This window comes from Streptomyces gossypii (genome assembly GCF_025165795.1).
In the GTDB taxonomy this organism is placed as follows: domain Bacteria; phylum Actinomycetota; class Actinomycetes; order Streptomycetales; family Streptomycetaceae; genus Streptomyces; species Streptomyces gossypii.
Genome location: NZ_JAJAGO010000019.1, coordinates 79819 through 103768, shown reverse-complemented (window position 1 = coordinate 103768; position 23950 = coordinate 79819). Strand labels below are relative to the sequence as shown.

At 68.6% G+C, this 23950-nt stretch carries 28 protein-coding genes and 1 pseudogene; 19 read left to right on the top strand and 10 right to left on the bottom strand.

Going from position 1 to position 23950, the window contains the following annotated elements; genetic code table 11:
* The first annotated feature begins 270 nt into the window (after positions 1-270).
* The 19 genes and pseudogenes from LHJ74_RS31070 to LHJ74_RS30980 form a co-directional block, all read left to right on the top strand.
* Positions 271-1935: an NsdA family TPR-like regulatory protein gene (locus tag LHJ74_RS31070; protein ID WP_260221615.1), complete on the top strand. Its 1665-nt coding sequence runs from the start codon at positions 271-273 to the stop codon at positions 1933-1935.
* A gap of 328 nt (positions 1936-2263) precedes the next feature.
* Positions 2264-3592 (top strand): ammonium transporter, encoded by a 1329-nt coding sequence (locus LHJ74_RS31065; RefSeq protein ID WP_260221614.1) that lies wholly within the window; start codon positions 2264-2266, stop codon positions 3590-3592.
* Positions 3589-3927, top strand: a complete 339-nt coding sequence (locus LHJ74_RS31060; protein WP_260221613.1) for a P-II family nitrogen regulator — start codon at positions 3589-3591, stop codon at positions 3925-3927. The genes LHJ74_RS31065 and LHJ74_RS31060 overlap by 4 nt, the downstream gene beginning before the upstream one ends.
* Before the next feature lies 1 nt (position 3928).
* The gene (locus LHJ74_RS31055) at positions 3929-6484 is read left to right on the top strand and encodes a [protein-PII] uridylyltransferase (RefSeq protein WP_260221612.1); all 2556 of its coding nucleotides are present in this window, start codon (positions 3929-3931) and stop codon (positions 6482-6484) included.
* Positions 6485-6796: 312 nt separating this feature from the next.
* A complete protein-coding gene (gene ffh, locus LHJ74_RS31050) occupies positions 6797-8353 on the top strand; it encodes a signal recognition particle protein (RefSeq protein ID WP_260221611.1) in 1557 nt (518 codons plus the stop codon).
* A 27-nt stretch (positions 8354-8380) separates the two neighbouring features.
* Positions 8381-8902 (top strand): GNAT family N-acetyltransferase, encoded by a 522-nt coding sequence (locus tag LHJ74_RS31045; RefSeq protein ID WP_260221610.1) that lies wholly within the window; start codon positions 8381-8383, stop codon positions 8900-8902.
* A gap of 519 nt (positions 8903-9421) precedes the next feature.
* Complete coding sequence (locus tag LHJ74_RS31040; protein WP_260221609.1) at positions 9422-10096, top strand: hypothetical protein; 675 nt, start codon at positions 9422-9424, stop codon at positions 10094-10096.
* A gap of 186 nt (positions 10097-10282) precedes the next feature.
* On the top strand, positions 10283-10729 hold the full coding sequence (gene rpsP, locus LHJ74_RS31035; protein WP_260221608.1) for a 30S ribosomal protein S16: 447 nt from the start codon (positions 10283-10285) through the stop codon (positions 10727-10729).
* 2 nt (positions 10730-10731) lie between these two features.
* On the top strand, positions 10732-10971 hold the full coding sequence (locus tag LHJ74_RS31030; protein ID WP_260221607.1) for an RNA-binding protein: 240 nt from the start codon (positions 10732-10734) through the stop codon (positions 10969-10971).
* Positions 10972-11056: 85 nt separating this feature from the next.
* Complete coding sequence (gene rimM, locus LHJ74_RS31025; RefSeq protein WP_260221606.1) at positions 11057-11719, top strand: ribosome maturation factor RimM; 663 nt, start codon at positions 11057-11059, stop codon at positions 11717-11719.
* Entirely contained in the window at positions 11716-12537 is an 822-nt protein-coding gene (gene trmD / locus LHJ74_RS31020; protein ID WP_260221605.1) for a tRNA (guanosine(37)-N1)-methyltransferase TrmD, read from the top strand. The genes rimM and trmD overlap by 4 nt, the downstream gene beginning before the upstream one ends.
* Positions 12538-12667: 130 nt before the next feature.
* Positions 12668-13018, top strand: coding sequence for a 50S ribosomal protein L19 (gene rplS / locus LHJ74_RS31015; protein ID WP_260221604.1), 351 nt, complete (start codon positions 12668-12670; stop codon positions 13016-13018).
* 45 nt (positions 13019-13063) lie between these two features.
* Positions 13064-13801 carry a signal peptidase I gene (lepB, locus tag LHJ74_RS31010; protein WP_260221603.1) on the top strand — a complete coding sequence of 246 codons (738 nt, stop codon included), beginning with the start codon at positions 13064-13066 and terminating at the stop codon, positions 13799-13801.
* Entirely contained in the window at positions 13794-14864 is a 1071-nt protein-coding gene (lepB, locus tag LHJ74_RS31005; protein WP_260221602.1) for a signal peptidase I, read from the top strand. Before lepB (LHJ74_RS31010) ends, lepB (LHJ74_RS31005) begins: the two co-directional genes overlap by 8 nt.
* Complete coding sequence (gene lepB / locus LHJ74_RS31000) at positions 14791-15774, top strand: signal peptidase I (protein ID WP_375546874.1); 984 nt, start codon at positions 14791-14793, stop codon at positions 15772-15774. Before lepB (LHJ74_RS31005) ends, lepB (LHJ74_RS31000) begins: the two co-directional genes overlap by 74 nt.
* Positions 15775-15852: 78 nt before the next feature.
* Positions 15853-16590, top strand: coding sequence for a signal peptidase I (lepB, locus tag LHJ74_RS30995; protein WP_260221600.1), 738 nt, complete (start codon positions 15853-15855; stop codon positions 16588-16590).
* A gap of 57 nt (positions 16591-16647) precedes the next feature.
* Positions 16648-16971 (top strand): DUF2469 domain-containing protein, encoded by a 324-nt coding sequence (locus LHJ74_RS30990; protein WP_260221599.1) that lies wholly within the window; start codon positions 16648-16650, stop codon positions 16969-16971.
* A 145-nt stretch (positions 16972-17116) separates the two neighbouring features.
* Positions 17117-17491 carry a YraN family protein gene (locus LHJ74_RS30985; protein ID WP_260221598.1) on the top strand — a complete coding sequence of 125 codons (375 nt, stop codon included), beginning with the start codon at positions 17117-17119 and terminating at the stop codon, positions 17489-17491.
* A pseudogene (locus tag LHJ74_RS30980) lies at positions 17491-18264 on the top strand (magnesium chelatase domain-containing protein); the annotation flags it as partial. The gene LHJ74_RS30985 and the pseudogene LHJ74_RS30980, both read left to right, overlap by 1 nt.
* A gap of 984 nt (positions 18265-19248) precedes the next feature.
* Here the strand turns inward: LHJ74_RS30980 and LHJ74_RS30975 are convergent.
* From LHJ74_RS30975 to LHJ74_RS30930, 10 genes are all read right to left on the bottom strand, one after another.
* Positions 19249-19461 (bottom strand): hypothetical protein, encoded by a 213-nt coding sequence (locus tag LHJ74_RS30975; protein WP_260221597.1) that lies wholly within the window; start codon positions 19459-19461, stop codon positions 19249-19251.
* Between the two features lie 619 nt (positions 19462-20080).
* Positions 20081-20500 carry a hypothetical protein gene (locus tag LHJ74_RS30970; protein ID WP_260221596.1) on the bottom strand — a complete coding sequence of 140 codons (420 nt, stop codon included), beginning with the start codon at positions 20498-20500 and terminating at the stop codon, positions 20081-20083.
* Between the two features lie 100 nt (positions 20501-20600).
* Entirely contained in the window at positions 20601-20909 is a 309-nt protein-coding gene (locus LHJ74_RS30965; protein ID WP_260221595.1) for a hypothetical protein, read from the bottom strand.
* 17 nt (positions 20910-20926) lie between these two features.
* Positions 20927-21073, bottom strand: a complete 147-nt coding sequence (locus tag LHJ74_RS30960; protein ID WP_260221594.1) for a hypothetical protein — start codon at positions 21071-21073, stop codon at positions 20927-20929.
* A 68-nt stretch (positions 21074-21141) separates the two neighbouring features.
* Positions 21142-21660, bottom strand: a complete 519-nt coding sequence (locus LHJ74_RS30955; protein ID WP_260221593.1) for a hypothetical protein — start codon at positions 21658-21660, stop codon at positions 21142-21144.
* A 47-nt stretch (positions 21661-21707) separates the two neighbouring features.
* On the bottom strand, positions 21708-22364 hold the full coding sequence (locus LHJ74_RS30950; RefSeq protein WP_260221592.1) for a helix-turn-helix domain-containing protein: 657 nt from the start codon (positions 22362-22364) through the stop codon (positions 21708-21710).
* A gap of 236 nt (positions 22365-22600) precedes the next feature.
* Complete coding sequence (locus LHJ74_RS30945; RefSeq protein WP_260221591.1) at positions 22601-22810, bottom strand: hypothetical protein; 210 nt, start codon at positions 22808-22810, stop codon at positions 22601-22603.
* Positions 22811-22891: 81 nt separating this feature from the next.
* On the bottom strand, positions 22892-23122 hold the full coding sequence (locus LHJ74_RS30940; protein ID WP_260221590.1) for a hypothetical protein: 231 nt from the start codon (positions 23120-23122) through the stop codon (positions 22892-22894).
* Between the two features lie 71 nt (positions 23123-23193).
* Positions 23194-23343 carry a hypothetical protein gene (locus tag LHJ74_RS30935; protein ID WP_260221589.1) on the bottom strand — a complete coding sequence of 50 codons (150 nt, stop codon included), beginning with the start codon at positions 23341-23343 and terminating at the stop codon, positions 23194-23196.
* A gap of 49 nt (positions 23344-23392) precedes the next feature.
* The gene (locus tag LHJ74_RS30930) at positions 23393-23932 is read right to left on the bottom strand and encodes an HNH endonuclease (RefSeq protein ID WP_260221588.1); all 540 of its coding nucleotides are present in this window, start codon (positions 23930-23932) and stop codon (positions 23393-23395) included.
* Positions 23933-23950: the final 18 nt, after the last annotated feature.

The window sequence follows — 23950 nt, the reverse complement described above, 5'->3', positions numbered from 1 at the left end:
CGACCGCGGTGCGGACGGCTGGGCCGGGACCGCCGCCGCCTCGGCCGGGGTGTCCGGGCTGCTGCCCGCCGGTCCGGGCTGCGCTGGGGCGGCCCGGTCGTCAAGTGAATCGTGGTGGGCTGCTGAAAGGTTCATTCGAAGGGGTGGCGAATGGTGGCGATTCCGTCTTCACCCTCGCGCGAAGGGTGATCGTGGGGTTACTTTCGGTACACACAGCGGCGAGATGCTCCGCACACGCCTATGCCGGAGGCATGGCGAGTGGCGGGCCGGATGGGGGCGTTACCCGTGAGCGGCAGCGTTGGCGGCGCGGCGGAGAAGTGCCCGAACGAGCTACTGGATTCGTGGTTCGCCCGCAGCGGCTGGTCGAAGGGCGAGCTGGCCCGTCAGGTGAACCGGCGGGCCCGCCAGCTCGGTGCGCACCACATCAGCACGGACACCTCGCGGGTGCGCCGCTGGCTGGACGGCGAGCAGCCGCGTGAGCCCATTCCCCGCATCCTCTCCGAGCTCTTTTCCGAACGCTTCGGCTGCGTCGTGGCCGTGGAGGACCTCGGTCTCCGGCCCACCCGCCGCTCGCCCGCCTCCTCCGGAGTCGATCTGCCGTGGGCCGGACCGCAGACCGTGGCGATGATCAACGAGTTCTCGCGCAGCGACCTGATGCTGGGCCGCAGCGGCTTCCTCGGTAACTCACTGGCGATGTCCGCAGGCCAGTCGCTGATCGAGCCGATGCAGAGGTGGCTGGTCCCGTCCCCCGCGGCGGCCGGTGCCCCGGCGGTCCCGGGGCCCCTCCCCTCGGTCGCGCCACCCGGACCTCCCGGCGGGATGCCCGCCGGGAGCCCCGCGGGCGCCGGAGTCCCGGGCCCCCTCCCCGGCCCTGGGTTACCTGGCGCCCACGGCGGCCCCGGTGCCCGGCAGCCGCCGCCCGCGTGCGGCCGGAGTGGCGGGGCGGGCGGGTGCCGGGCCGTGGGCCTCTCCATCCCGGAGCTGGAACTGCTGGAGCAGACCACCGTGATGTTCCGGACATGGGACGCGCAGTGCGGTGGCGGCCTGCGGCGCAAGGCCGTCGTGGGCCAACTGCACGAGGTGACGGACCTGCTGCACGACACCCACACCGAGGCCGTGACCCACCGGCTGTTCCGGGTGACGGCCGAGCTGGCCGAACTGGCGGGCTGGATGTCGTACGACATCGGGCTGCAGCCGACGGCGCAGAAGTATTTCGTACTGGCTCTGCACGCCGCCAAGGAGGCGGGGGACCGCCCACTGGGGTCGTATGTGCTCTCCGACATGAGCAGGCAGATGATCCATCTGGGCCGGCCCGAGGACGCGCTGGAGCTGATCCACCTCGCGCAGTACGGCAGCCGCGAGGCGGCCACGGCACGCACCCAGGCGATGCTGCACGCCATGGAGGCGCGCGCCTACGCCAACATGGGCCAGCCCGGCAAGTGCAGGCGGGCCGTGCGGATGGCCGAGGAAACCTTCCAGGACATCGACGCGGGCGACGGCGATCCGGACTGGATCCACTTCTTCTCCGAGGCCGAACTGCACGCGCAGAACGCCCACTCCTACCGCGACCTCGCCTACTCCTCCGGCCGCAGCCCCACCTACGCCTCCCTCGCCGAGCCGAAGATGGAGCGCGCCCTGGAGCTCTTCCGGCAGGAGCCCCTGGTGTCGCAGGGCCGCGGGCCCCAGCGCTCCTACGCGCTCAATCTGATCGGCATGGCGAGTGTGCACCTGCTGCAGAAGGAACCGGAGCGCTGTGCCTCGCGCGCGGCCGAGGCGATGGACGTCGCGGGCCGGCTGCGATCGGAGCGGGTGCACAACCGCCTCCGCAAGACGGCCGCGACGGCGGCGCGGGACTTCGGGCAGGTGCCTGAGGTCGTCCGGCTGACCGAACGTCTCGCGGAACTCCCGGAGGGAGAGGGCGCGATGGCCTGCTGAGGCATCGTGCGCCGTGCGCGCCACCGTGGGTGACACCTGAGGCGTCACGTACGGAGGTGCCCGCGGCCGAAGACCGCCGGCCGCGACGGCCACCCCGGACAGCCCGACTCGGCTCCCCCGCCAGGTCACCTCCGGGTGGTGTCGCGGCCGGTTCTCGTGCGCCGTGCGGCCGCCCCGAGTTCACCGAGGCGTAACAACCCGTGTCGCTTCGTCATCACCGTGAAACACCGCACGGCACGACCGGTAACCGGGTCTGGGGATTCTGGGGCGCATTCCGGCCACCAAGACCGTGCGCCGCACGGTCGCCAGTCCCGAGGAGACGCCCCCTGTGAACGGTGCGGACACCGCCTTCGTACTGATCAGCGCAGCGCTGGTCATGGTGATGACGCCCGGACTCGCCTTCTTCTACGGCGGCATGGTCCGGGTCAAGAGTGCACTCAACATGCTGATGATGTCGTTCGTCTCGATGGGCATCGTCAGTGTGCTGTGGGTGCTCTACGGATACTCGCTCGCCTTCGGCGCCGACAACGGCGGCGTCATCGGCAACTTCGACCACATCGGGCTCAAAGGCATCGACACCACCACCCTGACGGGTGGCGACGAGGGGATCCCGGTCTTCGCCTTCGCCCTCTTCCAGCTGATGTTCGCGGTCCTCACCCCCGCACTGATGAGCGGTGCCCTCGCGGACCGGGTCAAGTTCAGCGCCTGGGGCCTGTTCATCGCCCTGTGGGCGACAGTCGTCTACTTCCCCGTCGCGCACTGGGTGTGGGCCGAGGGCGGCTGGCTGTACGAACTCGAGGTCATCGACTTCGCGGGCGGCACCGCGGTCCACATCAACGCCGGCATCGGCGCGCTCGCGGCCGTGCTGGTCGTCGGCAGAAGGATCGGCTTCCGCGACGACCCGATGCGCCCGCACAGCCTTCCCCTGGTGATGCTCGGCGCCGCACTCCTGTGGTTCGGCTGGTTCGGCTTCAATGCGGGCTCCGCGCTCGCCGCCGACGGCACCGCGGCGACCATGGCGCTCAACACCCAGGTCGCCCCTGGCGCCGCCATGCTCGGCTGGCTGGCGTACGAACGCGTACGGCACGGCGCGTTCACCACCCTCGGCGCCGCCTCCGGCGCGGTGGCCGGGCTGGTCGCCATCACCCCAGCCGGTGCGCACGTCAACGCGATGGGTGCGATCCTCATCGGACTGCTGGCAGGCGCCGCCTGCTCCTGGGCCGTCAGCCTCAAGTACAAGCTGGGCTACGACGATTCACTCGATGTCGTGGGTGTCCACCTGGTGGGCGGCATCATCGGCACGCTGCTGGTCGGCATCCTGGCCGTCGACGGCGCGGGCGGTGCGGGCCAGTTCGGCAAGCAGGCGGTCGGGGCGTTCTCGGTGATGGCCTACTCCTTCGCCGTCTCCTGGCTCCTGGCCAAGCTGATCCAGTCGACGATCGGGTTCCGCGCCGACGAGGACGACGAGGTCGCCGGGCTCGACCAGGTGTTCCATGCCGAGACGGCGTACGACGCGAGCGCGGTCGGCTCCTCCTCCGGCGTACGCGGCACCGCGGTACGCGGCTCGGGTGCCCTCCGCACCCGCGGGAACTCGGACGGCAGCTCGGACGGCAGCTCGGACGGCAGCACGGAGACGAATCAGAAGGTGGACGCGTGAAGCTCATTACGGCGGTCATCAAGCCGCACCGGCTCGACGAGGTAAAGGACGCGCTGCAGGCGTTCGGCGTGCAGGGCCTCACGGTCACCGAGGCCAGCGGATACGGACGGCAGCGCGGTCACACCGAGGTGTACCGGGGCGCGGAGTACACCGTGGACCTGGTGCCGAAGGTGCGTATCGAGGTACTGGTCGAAGACGAGGACGCGGAACATTTGATCGAGGTGGTCGTCAAGGCGTCCCGGACCGGCAAGATCGGCGACGGGAAGGTGTGGAGCGTGCCGGTCGACACGGCAGTCCGGGTCCGCACCGGCGAACGCGGCCCGGACGCACTCTGAAATGCCGCCCCGGGACTACGCGGCGGCCCGGCGGCGCCTGCTTGGCGGCTCCGCGCGGCCGGGCGCCCCGCGCCGCGCGGAGCTGGCGCGGCTCACCGACCACTGGCTGGCCGGACTGGCCGGCCGCCTGCCGCCCGGTGTCGCACTCGCCGCCACCGGCGGATACGGGCGTGGCGAACTGTCGCCCCGCAGCGACCTGGACCTGCTGCTGCTCCACGACGGCAGAACCCCGCCGACCGGGATCGCCGCCCTCGCCGACCGGATCTGGTACCCGGTGTGGGATCTGGGACTCGCGCTGGACCACGCGGTACGCACCCCGGCCGAGGCGCGTGCCACCGCGGGCGAGGACCTCAAAGTGCAGCTGGGGCTCCTCGACATGCGGCATCTCGCGGGCGACACCGCGCTCACCACCGCACTGCGCACCGACGCGCTCGCCAACTGGCGCGCACAGGCCGCCCGGCGGCTGCCGCAGCTGCACGAACTCACCCGGGAGCGGGCGGAGCGCCACGGCGAACTCCGGTTCCTGCTGGAACCCGACCTCAAGGAGGCACGGGGAGGCCTGCGAGACGCCACCGCGCTGCGCGCCGTAGCCGCGTCGTGGCTGGCCGACGCGCCCCGTGAGGGACTGGAGGAGGCGCGCCGGACACTGCTCGACGTACGCGACGCGCTCCAGCTGGCCACCGGCAGGGCCACCGACCGGCTTTCCCTTCAGGACCAGGACCAGGTGGCCGCCGATCTCGCCCTGCCGGACGCGGACGCCCTGCTGCAGCGGGTGTACGAGGCGGCGCGCACCCTCTCGTACGCGAGTGAGGTGACCTGGCGCGAGGTCGGCCGGGTGGTCCGTGGGCGCTCGGGGCGGCAGCGGCTCCGCGGCATGCTGCCGGGCCGCCGCGGAGCCACCGCGGCGGCCCGGCAGGAGCGGGCCCCGCTGGCCGAGGGGGTGGTCGAGCATGCGGGCGAGGCCGCCCTCGCGCGCAGCGCACGTCCCGAGCGTGATCCGGTGCTCCCGCTGCGTGCGGCGGCCGCCGCCGCACGGGCCGGGCTGCCACTGACCATGGCCACCGTGCACCGGCTGGCCCGGACGGCACCCCCGCTGCCGGTGCCCTGGCCCGCCGAGGCCCGCGAGGAATTCGTCACCCTGCTGGGAGCGGGCCGCGCGATGGTCCCGGTGTGGGAAGCCCTGGACGCTGCGGGCCTGGTCACGGCGCTGCTGCCGGGCTGGGAACGCGTCCGGTGCCGGCCCCAGCGCAACGCGGTGCACCTGTGGACCGTCGACCGCCACATGGTGGAGACGGCCGTACGCGCCGCCGCGTTCACCCGACGGGTGCGCCGCCCCGATCTGCTGCTGGTCGCGGCGCTGCTGCACGACATCGGCAAGGGACGGCCCGGCGACCACTCGGAGGCGGGCGCGGGCGTCGCCCGGGAGCTGGCCACCCGTATCGGCTTCGGACCGGCCGACGTGGAGGTGCTGGGCACCCTGGTGCGTCACCATCTGCTGCTGGTCGAGACCGCGACCCGCCGGGACCTGGACGACCCGGCCACCGTGCGGTCCGTCGCGGACGCGGTCGGTGAATTCGGTGCACTCGAACTGCTGCACGCCCTGACGGAGGCCGACGCGCTGGCCACCGGCCCCGCGGCCTGGTCCAACTGGCGTGCCGCACTCGTGGGCGATCTCGTGAAGCGTGTCGGGGCGGTCCTCGGCGGGGACACGCTGCCCGCCGAAGCCGACGGCACGGACCGCGACGACCACTTCCTGCCGGCGGTCGAGGCGGAGCGGCTGGCACTGGAGGCATGGCGCCTCGACGGCCCCGCGCTGGCGCTGCGGCTCCGGCCGCAACCGCGCCGTACGCCGGGGGCCGAACCTCAGACCGGGGCCGGTGGGGGAGCCGAGGAGGGAACCGGGGCCGGGGAACCGGCGGGGGCCCGACTCGTCGTCGCGCTGCGGGACCGGCCGGGTGTGCTGCCCGCCGTCGCGGGCATACTGGCGTTGCACCGGCTCACGGTGCGCACGGCTCAGCTGCGGCACCTGCCGCTCCCGCTCGAAGTGACCGGCTTGGACCCGGCCTCAGCTCCACCGTCGCAGCCTCCGCCGTCATCGCCCTCATCAGCGCCGTACGGCGCCTCGGTCCTGCTGCTCAGCTGGCACGTCGCGGCGGAGTACGGAGCGCTCCCGCCGGCGCACCGGCTGCGGGCCGACCTCGTGCGGGTGCTCGACGGCACACTCGATGTGGCCGCACGCCTCGCCGAACGCGAGGCCGCCTACCGGGGACCCGGCCGCCACGGCGCGTCCGCCCCGCCGCCCCGCGTGACGGTCGCCGACACCGGATCGCGGCTCGCCACCGTGCTGGAGGTGCGCGCGCAGGACGCATCCGGGCTGCTCTTCCGGGTCGGCCGCGCCCTGGAGCGGGCCGGTGTGACGGTGCGCAGTGCCTACGTCAGCACGCTCGGCGCGAACGCGGTGGACGCCTTCTACGTCACCGGCCCCACCGGGGCGCCGCTGCCCTGCGCGGACGCCGCCGACCTGGCCCGGGAGCTGGAGCGGGCACTGGGCCGCTGACCGCATCTGACCGTTCCGCCGTCGGGCGGATACCCTGGGACGTGTTGTGAAGGTCCGCCAGGCCCGCGACGCCGCGGAGAAACGAGCCGCTGCCGCGGTGGGCGAGCGTCTCCCCCGGCACCCGCCGGGGGATGTGACCGCGTTGTCGGACCGTCCGCGTAGCTCCTACGAGGACGGTCCGTCGCCTTGCGGGTGCGTCCTCGGCTTCACCCTGGCCGTCGGCTCCGGGGGAAGGCCGGGTTACTTTCGCAGCATGCCCCTCCGGGGGTGGACAGTCCGTATGACATCCGACGCGAAGGATCCGCGACCGCCGTGTTCGACACTCTCTCCGATCGCCTCGCAGCGACCTTCAAGAACCTTAGGGGCAAGGGCCGCCTCACCGAGGCGGACATCGACGCCACGGCGCGCGAGATCCGTATCGCCTTGCTGGAGGCGGATGTCGCACTGCCCGTCGTCCGGGCCTTCATCAAGCAGGTCAAGGAGCGCGCCGCAGGTGCCGAGGTCTCCCAGGCGCTGAACCCAGCCCAGCAGGTCATCAAGATCGTCAACGAGGAGCTCGTCAGCATCCTCGGCGGCGAGACCCGGCGCCTCCGTTTCGCCAAGAACCCGCCGACCGTGATCATGCTGGCCGGTCTCCAGGGCGCGGGTAAGACCACCCTCGCCGGAAAAATGGGGCGCTGGCTCCAGCAGCAGGGGCACACTCCGCTGCTGGTGGCCTGTGACCTCCAGCGGCCGAACGCCGTCAACCAGCTGTCGGTCGTCGCGGAGCGCGCCGGAGTCGCGATCTTCGCGCCGGAGCCCGGCAACGGTGTCGGCGATCCGGTCAAGGTGGCCACCGACTCCCTCGCCCACGCGAGGGAGAAGCAGTACGACGTGGTGGTCGTCGACACCGCGGGCCGTCTGGGCATCGACCAGGAGCTGATGCAGCAGGCCGCGGACATCCGGGACGCGGTCCGGCCGGACGAGATCCTCTTCGTCGTCGACGCGATGATCGGCCAGGACGCGGTCACCACCGCCGAGGCCTTCCGGGACGGCGTCGGCTTCGACGGTGTCGTCCTCTCCAAGCTCGACGGCGACGCGCGCGGCGGCGCCGCGCTGTCCGTGGCGCAGGTCACCGGCAAGCAGATCATGTTCGCCTCGAACGGCGAGAAGCTCGACGACTTCGACGCCTTCCACCCGGACCGGATGGCCTCCCGCATTCTCGGCATGGGCGACATGCTCACGCTGATCGAGAAGGCCGAGCAGACCTTCAGCCAGCAAGAGGCCGAGAAGATGGCGGCCAAGCTGGCGAAGGGGCCGAAGGAGTTCACGCTCGACGACTTCCTGGCGCAGATGGAGCAGGTCCGCAAGATGGGCTCCATCTCCAAGCTGCTCGGCATGATGCCGGGCATGGGCCAGATGAAGGACCAGATCAACAACCTGGACGAGCGGGACGTGGACCGCACGGCCGCGATCATCAAGTCGATGACACCCGTAGAGCGCGCCGAGCCGACACTGATCAACGGTTCGCGCCGGGCCCGCATCGCCAAGGGCTCCGGCGTCGACGTCAGTGCGGTCAAGAACCTGGTGGAGCGCTTCTTCGAAGCGCGCAAGATGATGTCCAAGATGGCCCAGGGCGGCGGCATGCCGGGGATGCCCGGAGTGCCGGGCATGGGCGGCGGCCCGGGGCGGAAGAAGGGCAAGCAGCAGAAGAAGGCGAAGGGCAAGCGCCAGTCGGGCAACCCGATGAAGCGCAAGCAGGAGGAGCAGGAAGCCGCCGACCGGCGTGCCGCGGGCCAGACCGGCGCCTTCGGACTGCCGCAGGACGGGCAGGCTCCCGAGGACTTCGAACTGCCGAAGGAGTTCAAGGACCTGCTGCCGCCGAAATGACGGGTGGATGGGGGGATGATGTGACACATGCGTGTACACATCCGGCCCCCGCGGCCCGAGGACGAACGGGTCTACAGTGAGGCGGTCGTGCGCTCGGCCGGCCATCTCAGCCCCTGGAACCCGGTGGAGCCGGACGGCCTGCCCGATCTGCTCCGGCGCCAGGGAGCGGTGCTGCGCACCTTCATGATCTTCAACCGGGAGGATGACGGGCTGGTGGGCCGGGTGAACGTCGCCAACATCATCCGGGCCCGTCTGCGCAACGCCACCCTCGGCTACGACAGTTATGTGCCGTACGAGGGGACCGGCCGCATGACGGAGGGCTTGCGGCTAGTGATCGACCGCTGTTTCGCGGACGGCTCCGACGGGCTCGCGCTGCACCGGCTGGAAATCAACGTCCAGCCGGAGAACCAGCGCTCGATCGCCATGGCCAAACGGCTCGGCTTCCGGCACGAGGGCTTCTCGCCCCGCCTGCTCTATCTGAACGACGCCTGGCGCGATCACGAGCGTTTCGCGTTGACAGCCGAAGAGTGGCCGGGCTCCGAGGCGTAGGCATGACTGGGGCCCCGGCTCCAGCGCGGCCGCCGCATCACGGGGCTCCGGCGGTTCCCCCGGCCCGCGAGGTGCTGCTGATGGTGCTCTGTGTCTGAAGCGCCCTTCTTGTGGGCACCCGTACGGCTTCTGGCGACCCGGGTCTCGGTCGCGCCCCGCCCCGCCGTAGCATGCGTGGCGAGGACACACCGCCGCCTGGGCGCCGGGACGGGAGCACCGTTCGGCAGACGGCAGGTAGCGGGTGATCGCCGGACTCCGGCAGGGCGATCCGGGTGAGCCGGACGAACCGGACGACGCCACTCCGCTCCGCGGATTCATCGAAATCCGAGCCGGGCTCCGAGCCGCGGCATGTGGGAGCGGACGTCCCGCGAAACCCCGCCGCCGGGGCCAGGCGCCCGGTGCGCCACTTGGCGTTACGTCCGGGGATGCGGCAGGTGTGCGAGTTCTCCACAGATCTGCGTACCCGCCCTCCTCCAGACCCATCAGAGTGAACTGACTGGTACGTGCAAATTATTTGGGATGCCCCGGAATCGGAACACCGGGGCACTTCCGCTCGTTGTACGCGACGTGAGCACGACACCACCAGTTCTTGCCGCCGAGCTGGCAGCCGCCTGGGCCGATATTCAAAGGCACCACCGCGAGCTGCCGGATCTGGCCGCACCTGAATCGCTGATCGGAGAGTCGTCGTCCGCCTGTGGCGCCGAACTCTCCTTCGAACGGCTGCTGCACGAGGCGGTCCACGGTATCGCCGCCGCGCGCGGTATCCGCGATACGTCCCGTGCGGGCCGCTATCACAACCGACGTTTCCTGGCCGTCGCCGAGGAGCTGGGCCTCGACCACGCCGAGGAGCCACACCCCAGTAGCGGCTTCTCGCTGGTGCTCCTCTCTCCCGAGACGCGGAGGCGTTACCGGCCGACGATCGAGCGTCTCCATCGCGCGCTGAAGGCGCACACCGCGGCCACCGAGACCGACACCGGGCGAAGCTTCCGGGGGCCGGCCGCCCGGCACGGATCCTCCGGCGGCGGCGTCCGGGTCAAGGCGGTCTGCGACTGCGGGCGCAATGTCCGCGTAGTCCCGTCCGTGCTGGCGCAGGCGCCGATCATGTGCGGGGCGTGCGGTAAGCAGTTCCGCATCCCGGACACTCCGGAGGCAGAGGCGCCGGGTACCGCCGAGCCGATGGCGGTGGCGGGCTGAGAGCCGGATCTTCGGCCCGCGTTCAGCGGTCAGGGTGAGGTGTGGCATCATGGACGGCTGTACTCGACAGTCGCATAGGATCCCTCTCTCCTCCGGCTGACGCGTCCATCGGACACTCGGGTACCACAACCCCACGTGGCCACTCGCTGTGCCCAACCACGTCAAGAGCCAGGAGACACCACACCCGTGGCAGTCAAGATCAAGCTGAAGCGACTGGGCAAGATCCGTTCGCCTCACTACCGCATCGTCGTAGCCAACTCCCGTACCCGCCGTGACGGCCGGGCAATCGAGGAGCTCGGCCTCTACCACCCGGTGCAGAACCCGTCCCGCATCGAGGTCGACTCCGAGCGTGTCCAGTACTGGCTGAGTGTCGGCGCGCAGCCGACCGAGCCGGTCGCGGCCATCCTCAAGGTCACCGGTGACTGGCAGAAGTTCAAGGGTCTGCCCGCCCCGGCGCCGATGAAGGTGGCCGAGCCCAAGACCGACAAAAAGGCCCTCTTCGAGGCTGCGGCCAAGGACAGCGGCCCCAAGGGTGAGGCCATCACCCCGAAGGCGAAGAAGGCCGACAAGAAGGCCGACGAAGCCGACAAGGCGGCGGCCGAGAAGCCCGCCACTGAGCCGACCGAGGCCTGAGGATGCTCGAGGAGGCCCTCGAGCATCTCGTGAAGGGCATCGTCGACAACCCCGACGAAGTGCAGGTCGCCTCGCGCAACCTGCGCCGGGGCCAAGTGGTCGAGGTCCGGGTGCATCCCGAAGACCTCGGCAAGGTGATCGGCCGCAACGGACGCACCGCGCGTTCGCTGCGCACCGTCGTGGGAGCGCTCGGTGGCCGTGGCATCCGCGTCGACTTCGTCGACGTGGACCAGGTCCACTGAGCCGCAGCATGCAGCACCGGCAGCGGCCGGGGGTGGCTTCGGCCTCCCCCGGCCGCTGCCTTTCGTACGAAGGGGACCGGACACAGTGCAGTTGGTAGTCGGGCGGGTGGGCCGCGCCCACGGGATCAAAGGCGAAGTAACGGTCGAGGTGCGCACGGACGAGCCCGAGATGCGACTCGGGCCGGGGGCCGTGCTCGCGACCGACCCGGCTGCCACCGGGCCGCTCACCATCGAGTCGGGACGCGTGCACAGCGGAAGGCTCGTGCTGCGCTTCGAAGGGGTGCGGGACCGGACCGGCGCGGAGGCGCTCCGCAACACCCTGCTGATCGCCGAGGTGGATCCGGAGGACCGGCCGGACGACCCGGAGGAGTTCTACGACCATCAGCTGGCCGACCTCGACGTGGTGACCCGGGACGGCCGGGAACTCGGCCGTATCGAGGAGGTCTCCCACCTGCCCGGACAGGACCTGCTGATCGTGAAGACACCGGCCGGCGATGAGATCCTCATCCCGTTCGTCCAGGAAATCGTGCCGGAGATCGATCTGGAGGCACAGCGAGTGGTCGTCGAACCGCCGCCGGGGCTGATCGACGAGTCGCTGCTGGCGGCGGAGGACTCCGACGGCGCCGCCGATGCGGAGCCGACCGGTGCGCCTGGCAGTGAAGCAGGCGACGGACCAGGCGGTGAGTCCAGCGGTGGGCCGGGTGAACCCGGCACGCCCGGCACACCAGGCGGGAGCGGCGCCCCGTGAGGCTCGACATCGTCACGATCTTCCCTGACTACCTGGAGCCGCTGAACGTCTCCCTCGTCGGCAAGGCGCGCGCCCGCGGCCTGATCGACGTACGGGTGCACGACCTGCGGCAGTGGACGCACGACCGGCACCACACCGTGGACGACACCCCGTACGGGGGCGGGCCGGGCATGGTCATGAAGCCCGACCCCTGGGGCGAGGCGCTCGATTCCGTCCTCGACTCGGGTCAGGGCGAGCCGGTGATCGTCGTGCCCACGCCGAGCGGGCGTCCGTTCACCCAGGAACTCGCCGTCCGGCTGGCCGAGAAGCCCTGGCTGATCTTCGCCCCCGCCCGCTACGAAGGCATCGACCGCAGGGTCATCGAGGAGTACGACGCGCGGCCGGATGTCCTCGAGGTCCTGGAGGTCTCCATCGGGGACTACGTCCTCGCCGGGGGTGAAGCACCGGTGCTGGTGATGGTGGAGGCGGTCGCACGGCTGCTGCCGGGTGTCCTCGGCAACGCGGAGTCCCACCGCGACGACTCCTTCGCGCCGGGTGCCATGGCCCAGCTGCTGGAGGGACCCGTCTACACCAAGCCGCCCGAGTGGCGGGGGCGGGCCGTGCCGGAGGTGCTGCTGAGCGGGCACCACGGGAAGGTGGCCCGCTGGCGCCGCGACGAGGCGCTCGCGCGCACCAGCAGGCACCGTCCGGAGCTGATCGAGGGCGCCGACCCTGAAATCTTCGACAAGCAGGACCGTGCGGTTCTCGCCGCCCTGGGCTGGGAAGCCGAACCGGACGGGCCCCGATTTGGGCGTACGAGCGCGGCCGTGGAAGAATAGGCAGCTGCCTCACCTCCAGCGCGCGACCCTGCCACAGGGGGACCGGCGCCCGCTCGGATCGACGGCTCCCCACCCGTATCACGAGATATTCCGCTGATGACCTGTGGCATTGGCGAGGAAAGCAGACGGCATGTCCCACCTTCTCGACAACGTCGACTCCGCTTCGATCCGGAGCGACATCCCGGCCTTCCGTCCGGGTGACACGATCAACGTCCACGTGCGCGTGGTCGAGGGCAACCGCTCCCGTGTGCAGCAGTTCAAGGGCGTGGTCATCCGCCGCCAGGGTTCCGGGGTCCGCGAGACGTTCACGGTCCGAAAGGTCAGCTTCAGCGTCGGAGTCGAGCGCACCTTCCCGGTGCACACTCCGGTCGTCGAGAAGATCGAGGTCGTGACCCGCGGTGACGTCCGCCGCGCGAAGCTCTACTACCTGCGCAACCTGCGGGGCAAGGCCGCCAAGATCAAGGAGAAGCGCTACAACTGATCTCCTTCCGGCGGGTCCGGGGTGGCCGGATAGGCTCTCGGCCTGATGGACATCGACCCGCCGCAGCAGGATCGGCACGAACCGGAGCGCGACCGCGCCGCCGACCCCCCGCCGGGGCGGCGACGCTGGTCGCGCTCCGTTCGCGTTGCCGTGGCCGCTACCAGCGTGGTGACCGCGGTCTTGCTGGTCAGTGCCTTCCTGGTGCAGCCTTTCCTGATCCCGAGTTCCTCGATGGATCCCACACTGCAGGTCGGCGACCGGGTCATGGTCAACAAACTGGCCTACCGTTTCGGTAACCATCCGGAACGTGGGGACGTTGTCGTCTTTGACGGCAGGGGGTCGTTCGTAGTGGAGGAGTCGCACGGCAATCCGGTGACCGGCTTGCTGCGGGAGGCCGGAGCGGCGGTCGGCCTGGTGGAGCCGTCCGACACGGACTATGTAAAACGCGTGATCGGGGTCGGCGGTGACCGGGTGAGCTGCTGCGACAAACGGGGGAGGATCGAGGTGAACGGCGTACCGGTGGAGGAGGAGTACCTGCATCGCGGCGACGAGGCCTCGGCCGTGCCGTTCGACATCGAGGTGCCTCTTGGCAGGCTCTGGGTCATGGGTGACCACCGCTCCGCCTCCGCCGACTCCCGTGACCACCTCGGCAGCCCCGGCGGCGGCACCGTGCCGGTGGACCGCGTGATCGGCCGGGTGGACTGGATCGGCTGGCCGCCCAGCCGCTGGACTTCCCTCGCGGCGGGCCAGAGCGCCGCCGCCGGGGCCGACGGCCATGGCTGACCGCGGTCGGCGGTCTTATGGACACCACCGGCGCCCCGAGGGGGAGTCCGCCGAGCCTGCCGGCGAAGCAGCCGAGCGGCCCACCTCCGCCAGGCCGTCCGCCGGAATGCGAGGGCCCGGTGAGGGCCGGGCGGCGCGACGGCGTGCCGCCAAGCGGATCAAGCGCCGTCGGCGGCTGTCGATGACCAAGGAGATACCGATCCTGGTCGGTGTCGCGCTGGTGATCGCGCTGGTCCTGAAGACCTTTCTCGTCCAGGCGTTCGTCATCCCGTCCGGTTCGATGGAACAGACCATCAAGATCGGTGACCGGGTCCTGGTGGACAAGCTCACCCCGTGGTTCGGCTCGAAGCCGGAGCGGGGCGATGTGGTCGTCTTCAAGGACCCGGGCGGGTGGCTGGGGAAGGAGCAGCAGAAGGAGGGCGACGATCCGATCGGGATCAAGCAGGCAAAGGGTTTTTTGACCTTTATCGGACTGCTGCCCTCGGACGACGAGCAGGACTTGATCAAACGTGTCGTCGCGGTCGGCGGTGACACGGTCAAGTGCTGCGGCAAGGACGGCCGAGTGACGGTGAACGGCACGCCGCTGGACGAACCGTACCTCTATCCCGACAACGCCCCGTCGAAGATGGGCTTCGAGGTCGCGGTGCCCCTTGGGCGGGTGTTCGTGATGGGCGACCACCGGTCCAACTCCGCCGACTCCCGCTACCACTTGGACGACGAAGGGCAGGGTACCGTTCCGGAGGACCTGATCGTCGGCCGGGCCGTGGTCATCGCCTGGCCCTTCGACCACTGGCGGCAGCTCGAGGAGTCGGAAACCTACGCCTCGGTGCCCGACGCGCGCGGCGCGGCGACAGCGCAGGGTCCCCTCGGGGACAATCGATTGGTTCAGCTCCCGAGCCCTGCGGAACTCCCGCTCGTTATGGGAGTGGTGGGTCTGTCCCGGCTGTGGGACAGACGACAGCGCAGTGTGAGGAGTGGATGTGGGGGACGTGGCCGTCGGCGCACAGTCCGGTTCGGGCGATCCGGAGGGAGAGGATTCCGGAGCGCGGCCCGACAGGAGTGACGGAGGCCCCGCTGCGGAGCAGGGTGAGCCGGCAGAGCCCGGAAGGCCCGGTGGGCCGGAAGGCCCGGGGGGCCCGGAGAAGCCGGGCGGCCCGTCCGAGGAGGCCGGCGGACCTCGCCGGGGCCACGGTCGGGGCAAACCGAAGACCCCCCGTTCGTTCTGGAAGGAACTGCCGCTTCTGATCGGTGTCGCGCTGATTCTGGCGCTGGTGATCAAGACGTTTCTGCTGCAGGCGTTCTCCATCCCGTCGAACTCCATGCAGGACACCCTGCAGGTCGGCGACCGGGTGCTGGTCGACAAACTGACGCCCTGGCTCGGCTCCGAGCCCGAGCGCGGCGAAGTCGTCGTATTCCACGATCCGGGTGGCTGGCTGCCCGACACGGAAACGGATCAGAACTTCGTCCAGAAGGCGTTCAGCTTTGTCGGCCTGATGCCGTCCGCCGACGACAAGGACCTGATCAAGAGGGTGATCGGGGTCGGCGGGGACACCGTGGAGTGCAAGCGGGGCGGCAAGGTCATGGTCAATGGGAAGCCCCTGGACGAGCCGTATCTCTTCCCGGGCGACACACCCTGCGACGACAAGCCCTTCGGACCGGTCAAGGTGGCGGACGGGCACATGTGGGTGATGGGCGACCACCGTCAGGATTCGCTGGACTCCCGGTATCACCAGAACAAGGCGGGCGGCGCCGTCCCGGTCAAGGAGGCCGTGGGGCGTGCGGTCGTGGTCGCCTGGCCCCTCAACCGCCTGTCCACGCTCCCGGTACCGGACACCTTCGCGCAGAGTGACCTGGCCGCGAAGGCGGCGAACGCCGCTCCGGCGGCGCTCGGCCTGGCCGGTGCCCTGCCGCTGGTGATGTGGCGGCGCAGGCGCCGCCACGGGCGGACGGCGGAGACACCGGTCAGCGGCTGACGCGTTCCGTACGCCCCGGTAGGGTGCGCCCAGACCAGCAGGAGCGGGTCTACGAGGCGAGCACCCGGGAGTACACGGATGGGCACAGCAGGACGTACGCGCGCTCCGGGGACAGGGCGCCGAGGGCAGCTGCTGTCCGGGCTCGCCGTGGCACTGGGATGTGTCCTCTTCCTGGGCGGATTCGTCTGGGGAGCGCTCGTCTACCAGCCTTACACCGTGCCCACCGACTCGATGGACCCCACCGTGAAGGCCGGCGACCGGGTGCTGGCCGAGCGCACCGACGGCGGCGCCGTACGCCGCGGCGATGTCGTGGTCTTCCAGGACTCCGTCTGGGGCGACCTGCCGATGGTGAAGCGGGTCGTGGGGGTGGGCGGGGACACCGTCGCCTGCTGCGACAAGCAAGGACGGCTCACCATCAACGGCAAGGCCGTGGACGAGCCGTATCTGAGTGACGGCGGCCCCGCCTCGGACACCGGTTTCGAGGAGACGGTGCCCGAGGGCAAGCTCTTCCTGCTCGGCGATCAGCGACGCGGATCCCAGGATTCGCGGGTACGCCTGGACAGCGATCACTGGGCTGTCGACCGGTCGGCGGTTGACGCCCGGGTGGACGCCGTCGCCTGGCCGATGGCGAGCTTCGGCACGATCTCCCGCCCTGAGTCCTTCGCCGCCCTGCCAGGAGGGGTCTCCGACGAGGGGCCGCTGAAGCCGCTGGTACTCGCGATCGTGACAGGCGTGGTGCTCATTCTCGGCGGAGCCGCCCACGGCCCGATAGCGCGCCGCAGGGCACGCACCCCACGCAGTCGCCCTCAGGGCTGACGCGCGATTCAGCGCTGACGCACAATGGGGGGACGCACGGCTGAAGGGGAACATGCCATGAGCGCCGAGGACCTCGAGAAGTACGAGACCGAGATGGAGCTCAAGCTCTACCGGGAGTATCGCGACGTCGTCGGTCTGTTCAAGTACGTGATCGAGACCGAGCGGCGCTTCTACCTCACCAACGACTACGAGATGCAGGTGCACTCGGTGCAGGGCGAGGTCTTCTTCGAGGTGTCCATGGCTGACGCCTGGGTCTGGGACATGTACCGTCCGGCCCGCTTCGTGAAGCAGGTGCGCGTGCTCACCTTCAAGGACGTGAACGTCGAGGAGCTCAACAAGAGCGAACTCGATCTGCCCGAGGACTCCGGCTTCAAGGGCTGAACCGGAAGCGTTCGCTGCGAAGGTCCGCGGCCTTACTCCGTGAGGGTGACCGAGTTATCCCCAGCCAGTAGGTTATCCACTGGAAAACAGCCGGATCACCGAAATGCCGCCGTTGCCGTCACAGTCGGTGCCGGAGGTGGTGACCATGAACGCCCGTGGAGCACTCGGCCGCTATGGCGAGGATGTGGCCGCGCGCAGACTGCGCGAGAGCGGTTTGACCATTCTGGACCGCAACTGGCGCTGTGCCGACGGAGAAGTCGACATCGTCGCGAGAGACGCGGACGCCCTCGTCATCTGCGAGGTGAAGACCAGGCGGCTCGGCGTGTACGAGCATCCGATGGCAGCCATGACTCCCGCGAAGGCGGCACGGCTGCGCCGACTGGCGTCCCGCTGGCTCGGCGAGCGCTGGCTGGCACGGTATGGCCGGCCACCCGTCGGCGGGGTCCGGATCGATCTCGTCGGAGTGCTGGTCCCGGGCCGCGGGGCGCCGCTGGTACAGCACGCGCGAGGGGTGGCCTGATGGCCTTCGCGCGTACGTGTTCGGTGACCCTGCTGGGTGTGGAAGGCGTCGTCGTGGAGGTCCAGGCGGACCTGGAGCCCGGCGTGGCCACCTTCACCCTGGTAGGGCTGCCCGACAAGAGCCTGGTGGAGAGCCGTGACAGGGTTCGCGCGGCAGTGGTCAACGCGGGGGAGCAGTGGCCGCAGAAGAAGCTCACGGTGGGCCTCAGCCCAGCCTCCGTGCCCAAAAGCGGCAGCGGGTTCGACCTCGCGGTGGCCTGCGCGGTCCTCGGCGCCGCTGAGAGGATCGACCCGCGCGTCATCGCTGGCCTCATGATGATCGGCGAGCTGGGTCTGGACGGCCGGGTGCGTCCGGTGCGCGGCGTGCTGCCCGCGGTGCTGGCCGCCGCGGACGCAGGATACCGGCAGGTCGTCGTGGCCGAGCAGGCCGCCGCCGAGGCGGCACTGGTACCCGATGTCACAGTCCTCGGAGTCCGCAGCCTCCGGCAGCTGATCGCGTTGCTCACCGACGAGCCGGTTCCGGATGAAGAGGCGCCGGAGGGCGACGCCCCTGATCCGGTCACCGCTACGGGCGGCAGGGATTCCCCGCTCGCCGGCCTCACCGCGCCGAGGACCGGCCTGCCGGGCGGAACGCGCGGCGGCGAGCAGGCGCTGGACTTGTCCGAGGTCGCCGGCCAGGGCGCGGCCCGCTGTGCCCTGGAGGTGGCGGCGGCAGGACGGCACCACATTTTCTTCAAAGGCCCCCCAGGGGCGGGTGCACACCACTTGGAAGAGGTCCCGGATGTTTTCACGCTGGCCGTACAGAACGACCACGGTCCGCATAGCGGCACAGACGAGCGGCGAGGCCGACGCTGCGCGGCTCATCGGTCGTGGCAAAGAGAAACCCGCCCATGCGCCACGGGGGAGCACATGGACGGGCTGTTTTGGGGCTACGGCTGGTCTGCGGTCACACGCCTACGGTCAAGCCGCACACGCTGCACCTCTTCAGGCTGCCCGCGTCTTCCATCGGCTGGCCACAGCACATGTACTTACTCCTATCTGCTCTGCTGATGCGTCAGGAAGCGCGCTACCAGGTCTGCTCGGTTCGCGCGCTGCTGCGCCGTAGCCTGGTCATCTTTCCTTGCCAGGCTGGCTTTGCGCTTGATGCCCCTGACTTTCACCCTGCGAGAGGCTGCCGCCACCGTATGTTTCCTCCTCCGTACTTGCCGTTGGCGCACACGGGGCACGCCACCTTCCGTGTGCCATCACAGGCCCGGCAGCCGGTGAACCCAAGGCAGCGGGGACACCAGACGACTGCGTGACCGGTGCAGGCACCGCAGTACTCCGTGGGGGGTGTGCTCTTCTCAGCCTTCACGGGATACTGCGACGCGGGGCAGCAGACGCAGCTCATACGCGTACCGGTAGGCCACGCCCTTACCTGGGATCTCCAGCCCGTACAGGTAAGGGCAGGGGCCGGTCACGCTGACCACTTTGACGTCCTGACCGGTCGTCAGATCATGTACCAGTGCGCCTACGTGGATCACGCGGCGGCTCCGTGTGCTGCTAGCTGGTGGCGCTGGAGGAGCACGCGGGCATCTGATGCCTCGCTCGCGTCCGGTGCGTAGTCAATGTCGTCTGTGAGTCGCTTACACTCGGCGCACGCGGCTGCGTTCGGGGAGGTAAGCGACATTCTCAGTCCCTCAGGACTGTCCGCTAGGGTCATGATTTTCCCTTGTCCATGCCCGGCCCAGAATGACCGGGCGGATTCCCATAGTAGCGCTACGTGTGGGGTGTGTCACCCAAATCCGTCACCCGGTATGTCACGTACCCCGCCTGAGCCTCGCTGGCACCGGCGAGCAACTCGCGCGCCGCAGTCGAGGCCGCTTCTGCCAGATCGTATTTACCGAAGAACAGACTGGTGTCTGACAGGGAGTTGAGCCCCGCCACCAGTTCATCTCGGGAACCGGTCTCGTACCCGTGTCGATTAGTCATGCGCTCAGCGTACCGAGTGCGTAACTCGGGCCTCTTGGTCGCGCGTAGAGCTTGTGAATGTGTTCACGTGAACGTACCAGGGTGAGCGTGGTACAAAGATGATGCGGGCTTGTATGAGATCACGTGAACGTACCAGATCGCGGCAGCACAAAGCCCCCTCATAAGAGGGGGCCTGTAGGCCGAGCAACTCAGATGACCCCCGCCTAGTGGCAGGGGAATCGTAGTCAGCCCGGCCAATGCTACTCCGGTGCCAGATCGTCCAGTGCCGACAGTACGGTCACTCCGTTGTCTGCGCGTGCGGTCCAGTATCCGAAACCCCGAGGCTCCACCAGGGAGCCCGTCCAGCCCCAATACAGACTGCGCACGCGGATACCTACGGCAGCGTCAGGCTGAGGGACCCCTGACAGTCGGCACACGCGTACGTACAGCTCTTGCCAGTCGGCATTTCGCAGACAGCGGGAGCTGACCTCTGTGCGTTCCCCTAGAACGGCACACGCGAATTCCCGGAAGGATCCTATGGAATCCCGTGGGATCCTCATCCACAGTTCGTGACCCATGCGCGTCTCTCGGCGGAGAAGGGTACTCACGCGGTCTGTGTCGAGTTGCTTGCGGGTGGCCATCACTTGGTCGCGCACTTCGGACAGAACGTGTACAGGCGCGCGCTTTCACCGTTCTCGATCTCACTGCGGGTGCGCTTGAAAACCCCCCACGGGCCCCTACCACCTGACGGGGGTACCAGGTTGGCGCGGATGCGGCGATTGCATCGCGCGCGGTTCGTCTCGTCCATGCGGTGCAGGTGGTGGAACGTACTGTGCGTACCGTGCCACTCGCGCGGCTCCGACTCCTCCCTTGGCGCGTACACCTCTACCAGCCGGACGGAACGGCCGTCCTTGTACTCGATCGAGTGCTGTCCGCGCCCAGAAAACATCTCGCGTACGTAGCGCTTGCCTTCCATCATCGCCGTGTTCACCTCTGCCAGTGCTTCTCGCACGCTGACCTCTGTGACGGTGCCGTTCTCGGTGCGCTGGTAGACCTTCACGGTGTCTCCCTCTGGTGTGCGGAACCTCATTAGAGCATGACGCAGGCGGAACGCACAAGACCCCCGATCGGATGACCGGGGGTCTGTAGAGCTGCGCAGCTCAGATGACGCGCGCCTCGATCGCCTCAAAGGAGTCGATCACTTCCTGGGTGGCGTCCGCCAGGATCTCGCACATGTCCAACTCGTTATCGTCCCCTACCGGGTAGACCAGCTCGTCCACCATGTGGTGCCAGACGTGCCCATCGGGCAGCATGCGATTCGCTGCCTCAACCTGAGCCTCCAGAAGGGCCTTCACCAGCGCATCCTGCTGCTCGCTGGTGTACTCGCCGGAGTTGATGAAGGCATACCAGCCGTCTGCCAGCGTGTCGGTGTGGAACTTACCGGGCAGGGAAATCGATGTGGTGGTCATGGCGTCTCCTCTATAGGTCACGGGTTGCGGCGGATGGAGGCTGAGTAGTAGTCGGCACGCTCGTACGAGTTGCACTTAGAGGCGTGTCCGTAGTCCTGGTCGCACGGCACGTCATGCTGCGGCTTCCGGAAGTTCAGGCACGGGATGTCGTCACTGTCGTTCATGGTGTCTCCCTCTGTAGGTCCAAGAGGGTACACGTTGGGGGACGTGTACCCGATGGAGCGGCAGAGGTTCATACGGGGCAGCGTCCCCGTATGCGCGGGTCATACCGATTCGATCGGTACCAGCGGGCAATGGGGCGGACGTCTGCCGGACGTAGTCCTAGCTCCTTGGCCTTGAAACGCATCGCCATCTGAATCTTGCCGGACCGGTCGTTCTCAAACCCCCTACGCGCAGACTGGAACCCCGTGTACATCTCGAAGAATTCATACACGTCGTCGATGTCCACGTCAGCTGTTCCGCCATCTGCCGTAGGTACGGCCACAAGGACCCCTGACTTGTCGTCGTCGTCGGCGACGGGCAGGAACGCATTTGCAGTGAAGGCGATCCATTCAAAGAACTCAGCGAGACCCTTGCAGCGGACGGGAAGATCACCCTGGTACACGATCTTCAGCCCTACTGTTACCGATACGGAGGAGCCGACCACCGACGCAGTCACGCGCTCACCGTTGATCCTCAGCTCACGAGCATCAGCGAGTGTCTTAGCTCCCCGCTCGTGGGGGGTGTACGTGCCGTCTGTCGCAGTGATCATTGGGTCCTCCTTCTCCGTGAACCTCGTTAGAGCATGACGCGGGTGTCTCACGCAAGCTGCTTGATACCCTCAGCCTTGAACTCCCGGAACCAGCGGTACACGGTAGCGACCGATCGTGTCACCGACTCAGCAGCAGCGCGAGCCGACACACCGGCCGCGAAAGCCTCTTCAGCCATGCGGCGCGCGTCGGTGTCGCTGAGACGTTCCGATGTGTCAGCGGGGGTTCCAATGATCGTGTCCCAGACGGGGGAGAGCGTGTCACGCATCTCGGTAACCATGTCATCGTCGATGAGTGACACGGGGATGATCTGGCTAGGTGCCTCATGCGTCGCAGACGGTGTCTCAGCGACTGGCGCGAGTGTCTCGGGCGGTGTCGGCTCCGTCTCACGACTCCGCCTCGCTGTCGCCTCCATGCGCCACAGGATGACGGGCGCGATGCATGACACAGCAATGCGCACCGGAGTGTCCTGGTCAATGGGGTGTGCGATGGTGTAAGAGGTGGCTGACGCGGCTACCACAGCGAGCACAGCGGGTGCGACGTCCTGCCCCTGTCGCACGGCGTGCACAAGGTACAGATCAAGGACGACCGGCAGTGTCGCTGCGACAGCCCAATGCCAGCCCAGATGCGCGGCGAGTGTGTACTCCGCGTATCCCGTGGACGCGAGAGCGCCGATGAGGATCACGAAGCGGATGAAGGTGTTCACGGGTGTCTCTCCAGATGTCGGGGACGTGTCAGCGGAAGAGGGATGCGACTGCGGAGAAGACGACGAAGGAGACTGCGTAGATGATGACGAAGCCGACGACGTTCACCAGTACTGTGAGCAATATGCTAGGGATCTTGGGCACAGTGACTCCTGCGTAGAAGTGTGTGGGGGATGGCGCCCCGAGTGAGCTATGACGCTCGCACGGCAGCCGGTCGGCTCCGTCTCGGGGCTATGTGTCAGTCTTCTACGTCAACGAAGCACGGTGAGACCCAGAACTGCCCACCTGTATCGGAGTTGATGATGACGGTTTCGATCTCCATCCGTTGGCCCAAATCGGCGATGTTGCGCGTCTGTGACCGCTCAAGCGTTCCGCTTACTCCTGCGTACACGGAGTCCTGATTGATCAGGACTCGCGTTCCCCGCTTCAGATTCTTCGCTGTCTGCATGATGTCTCCTTCTGTAGGTCGGAGTGCCCCGGGGAGGAATCGAACCTCCCGACCCGTTAAGGTCACCATCGGGGCTGTGTGTCAGCGAAGCACCTTGTACATGTCGCGTGCGATCAGGAAGGCGATGCGGTCATTCACGCCGTACCAGCGGGCAATGCTCGCCAGCAGCGCACGGCGTGCGAATCCAGCAAGCAGAGGAAGCATGGCCGCATCGTGGATCATCCCATCGTAGGTGTCGTCAGGGATGAGGTAGCTCAGGTGGTGGGTACGGCCGTTGAGGCGGACGGTGTCGGAGTCGGGGCAGTAAGCCATGGTGTGTGCTCCCTCGTTGCGGTGTGCCCCTAGTAGAGCACACCGCCTCCCGAAGCCGCAACCCCTGTCGGTCACTTGGGCCAAGATTCATCGCAACCGGGGCACTCAGCTCCTTGCTGATCCTTCGTCGGCTCCTCCTCGGTGCGGTAGATGACCGGCTGCATGTTCGGGTGTCCGCAGTCGTCAGGGTTGGTGGACTCGGTGTAGCCGTTCTTGGCCATGGGGCTCCTTGGGTTGGAGGTACTTACGTAAGGGTGTTGCAGGTAGTGATCAGAACGTCACTGCCCATTGGGCAAGCGTCTTGGCGCCTTTGGAAGAGTTACACGCTGCGCACGCCACCGTAACGTTGCTCAGGATATCGTCACCACCTTTGGAGATTGGGGTTATGTGTTCGACGTCGGTGGCGGGGGAGGAGCAGTAGCAGCACGTGTGGGACCAGCGAGCGAAGAGAGCGGCGCGGTCGTAGGGTTCGGTGCAGACTTGGGCTTTGCGGGCGCGCCGTCGTGCGTTGTGCTCGCGCACCCTGTCGCGGTTCTCGCGCTGCCAGCGTGCAAGGTTCTCCCGCGCCCGTTCCTTGTTGGCCGCTCTCCAGACTGCGCTGGTCTCCCGCGCCCGTTCCTTGTTGACTGCGTACCAGGCTGCGCTGGTCTCCCGCTCCCGGTCCTTGTTGACTGCGTACCAGGCTGCGCAGGTCTCCCGCATACAGCTCTTGCAATACGACTGCCGACCATCGTCCCTCGCCTTGTGCTTGCTGAACTCTCCAACCGGCTTCGTCCCCCTACACCCCGAACACCGCTTCGCCACGGGCACGGGGTACCCCTTGGCAGA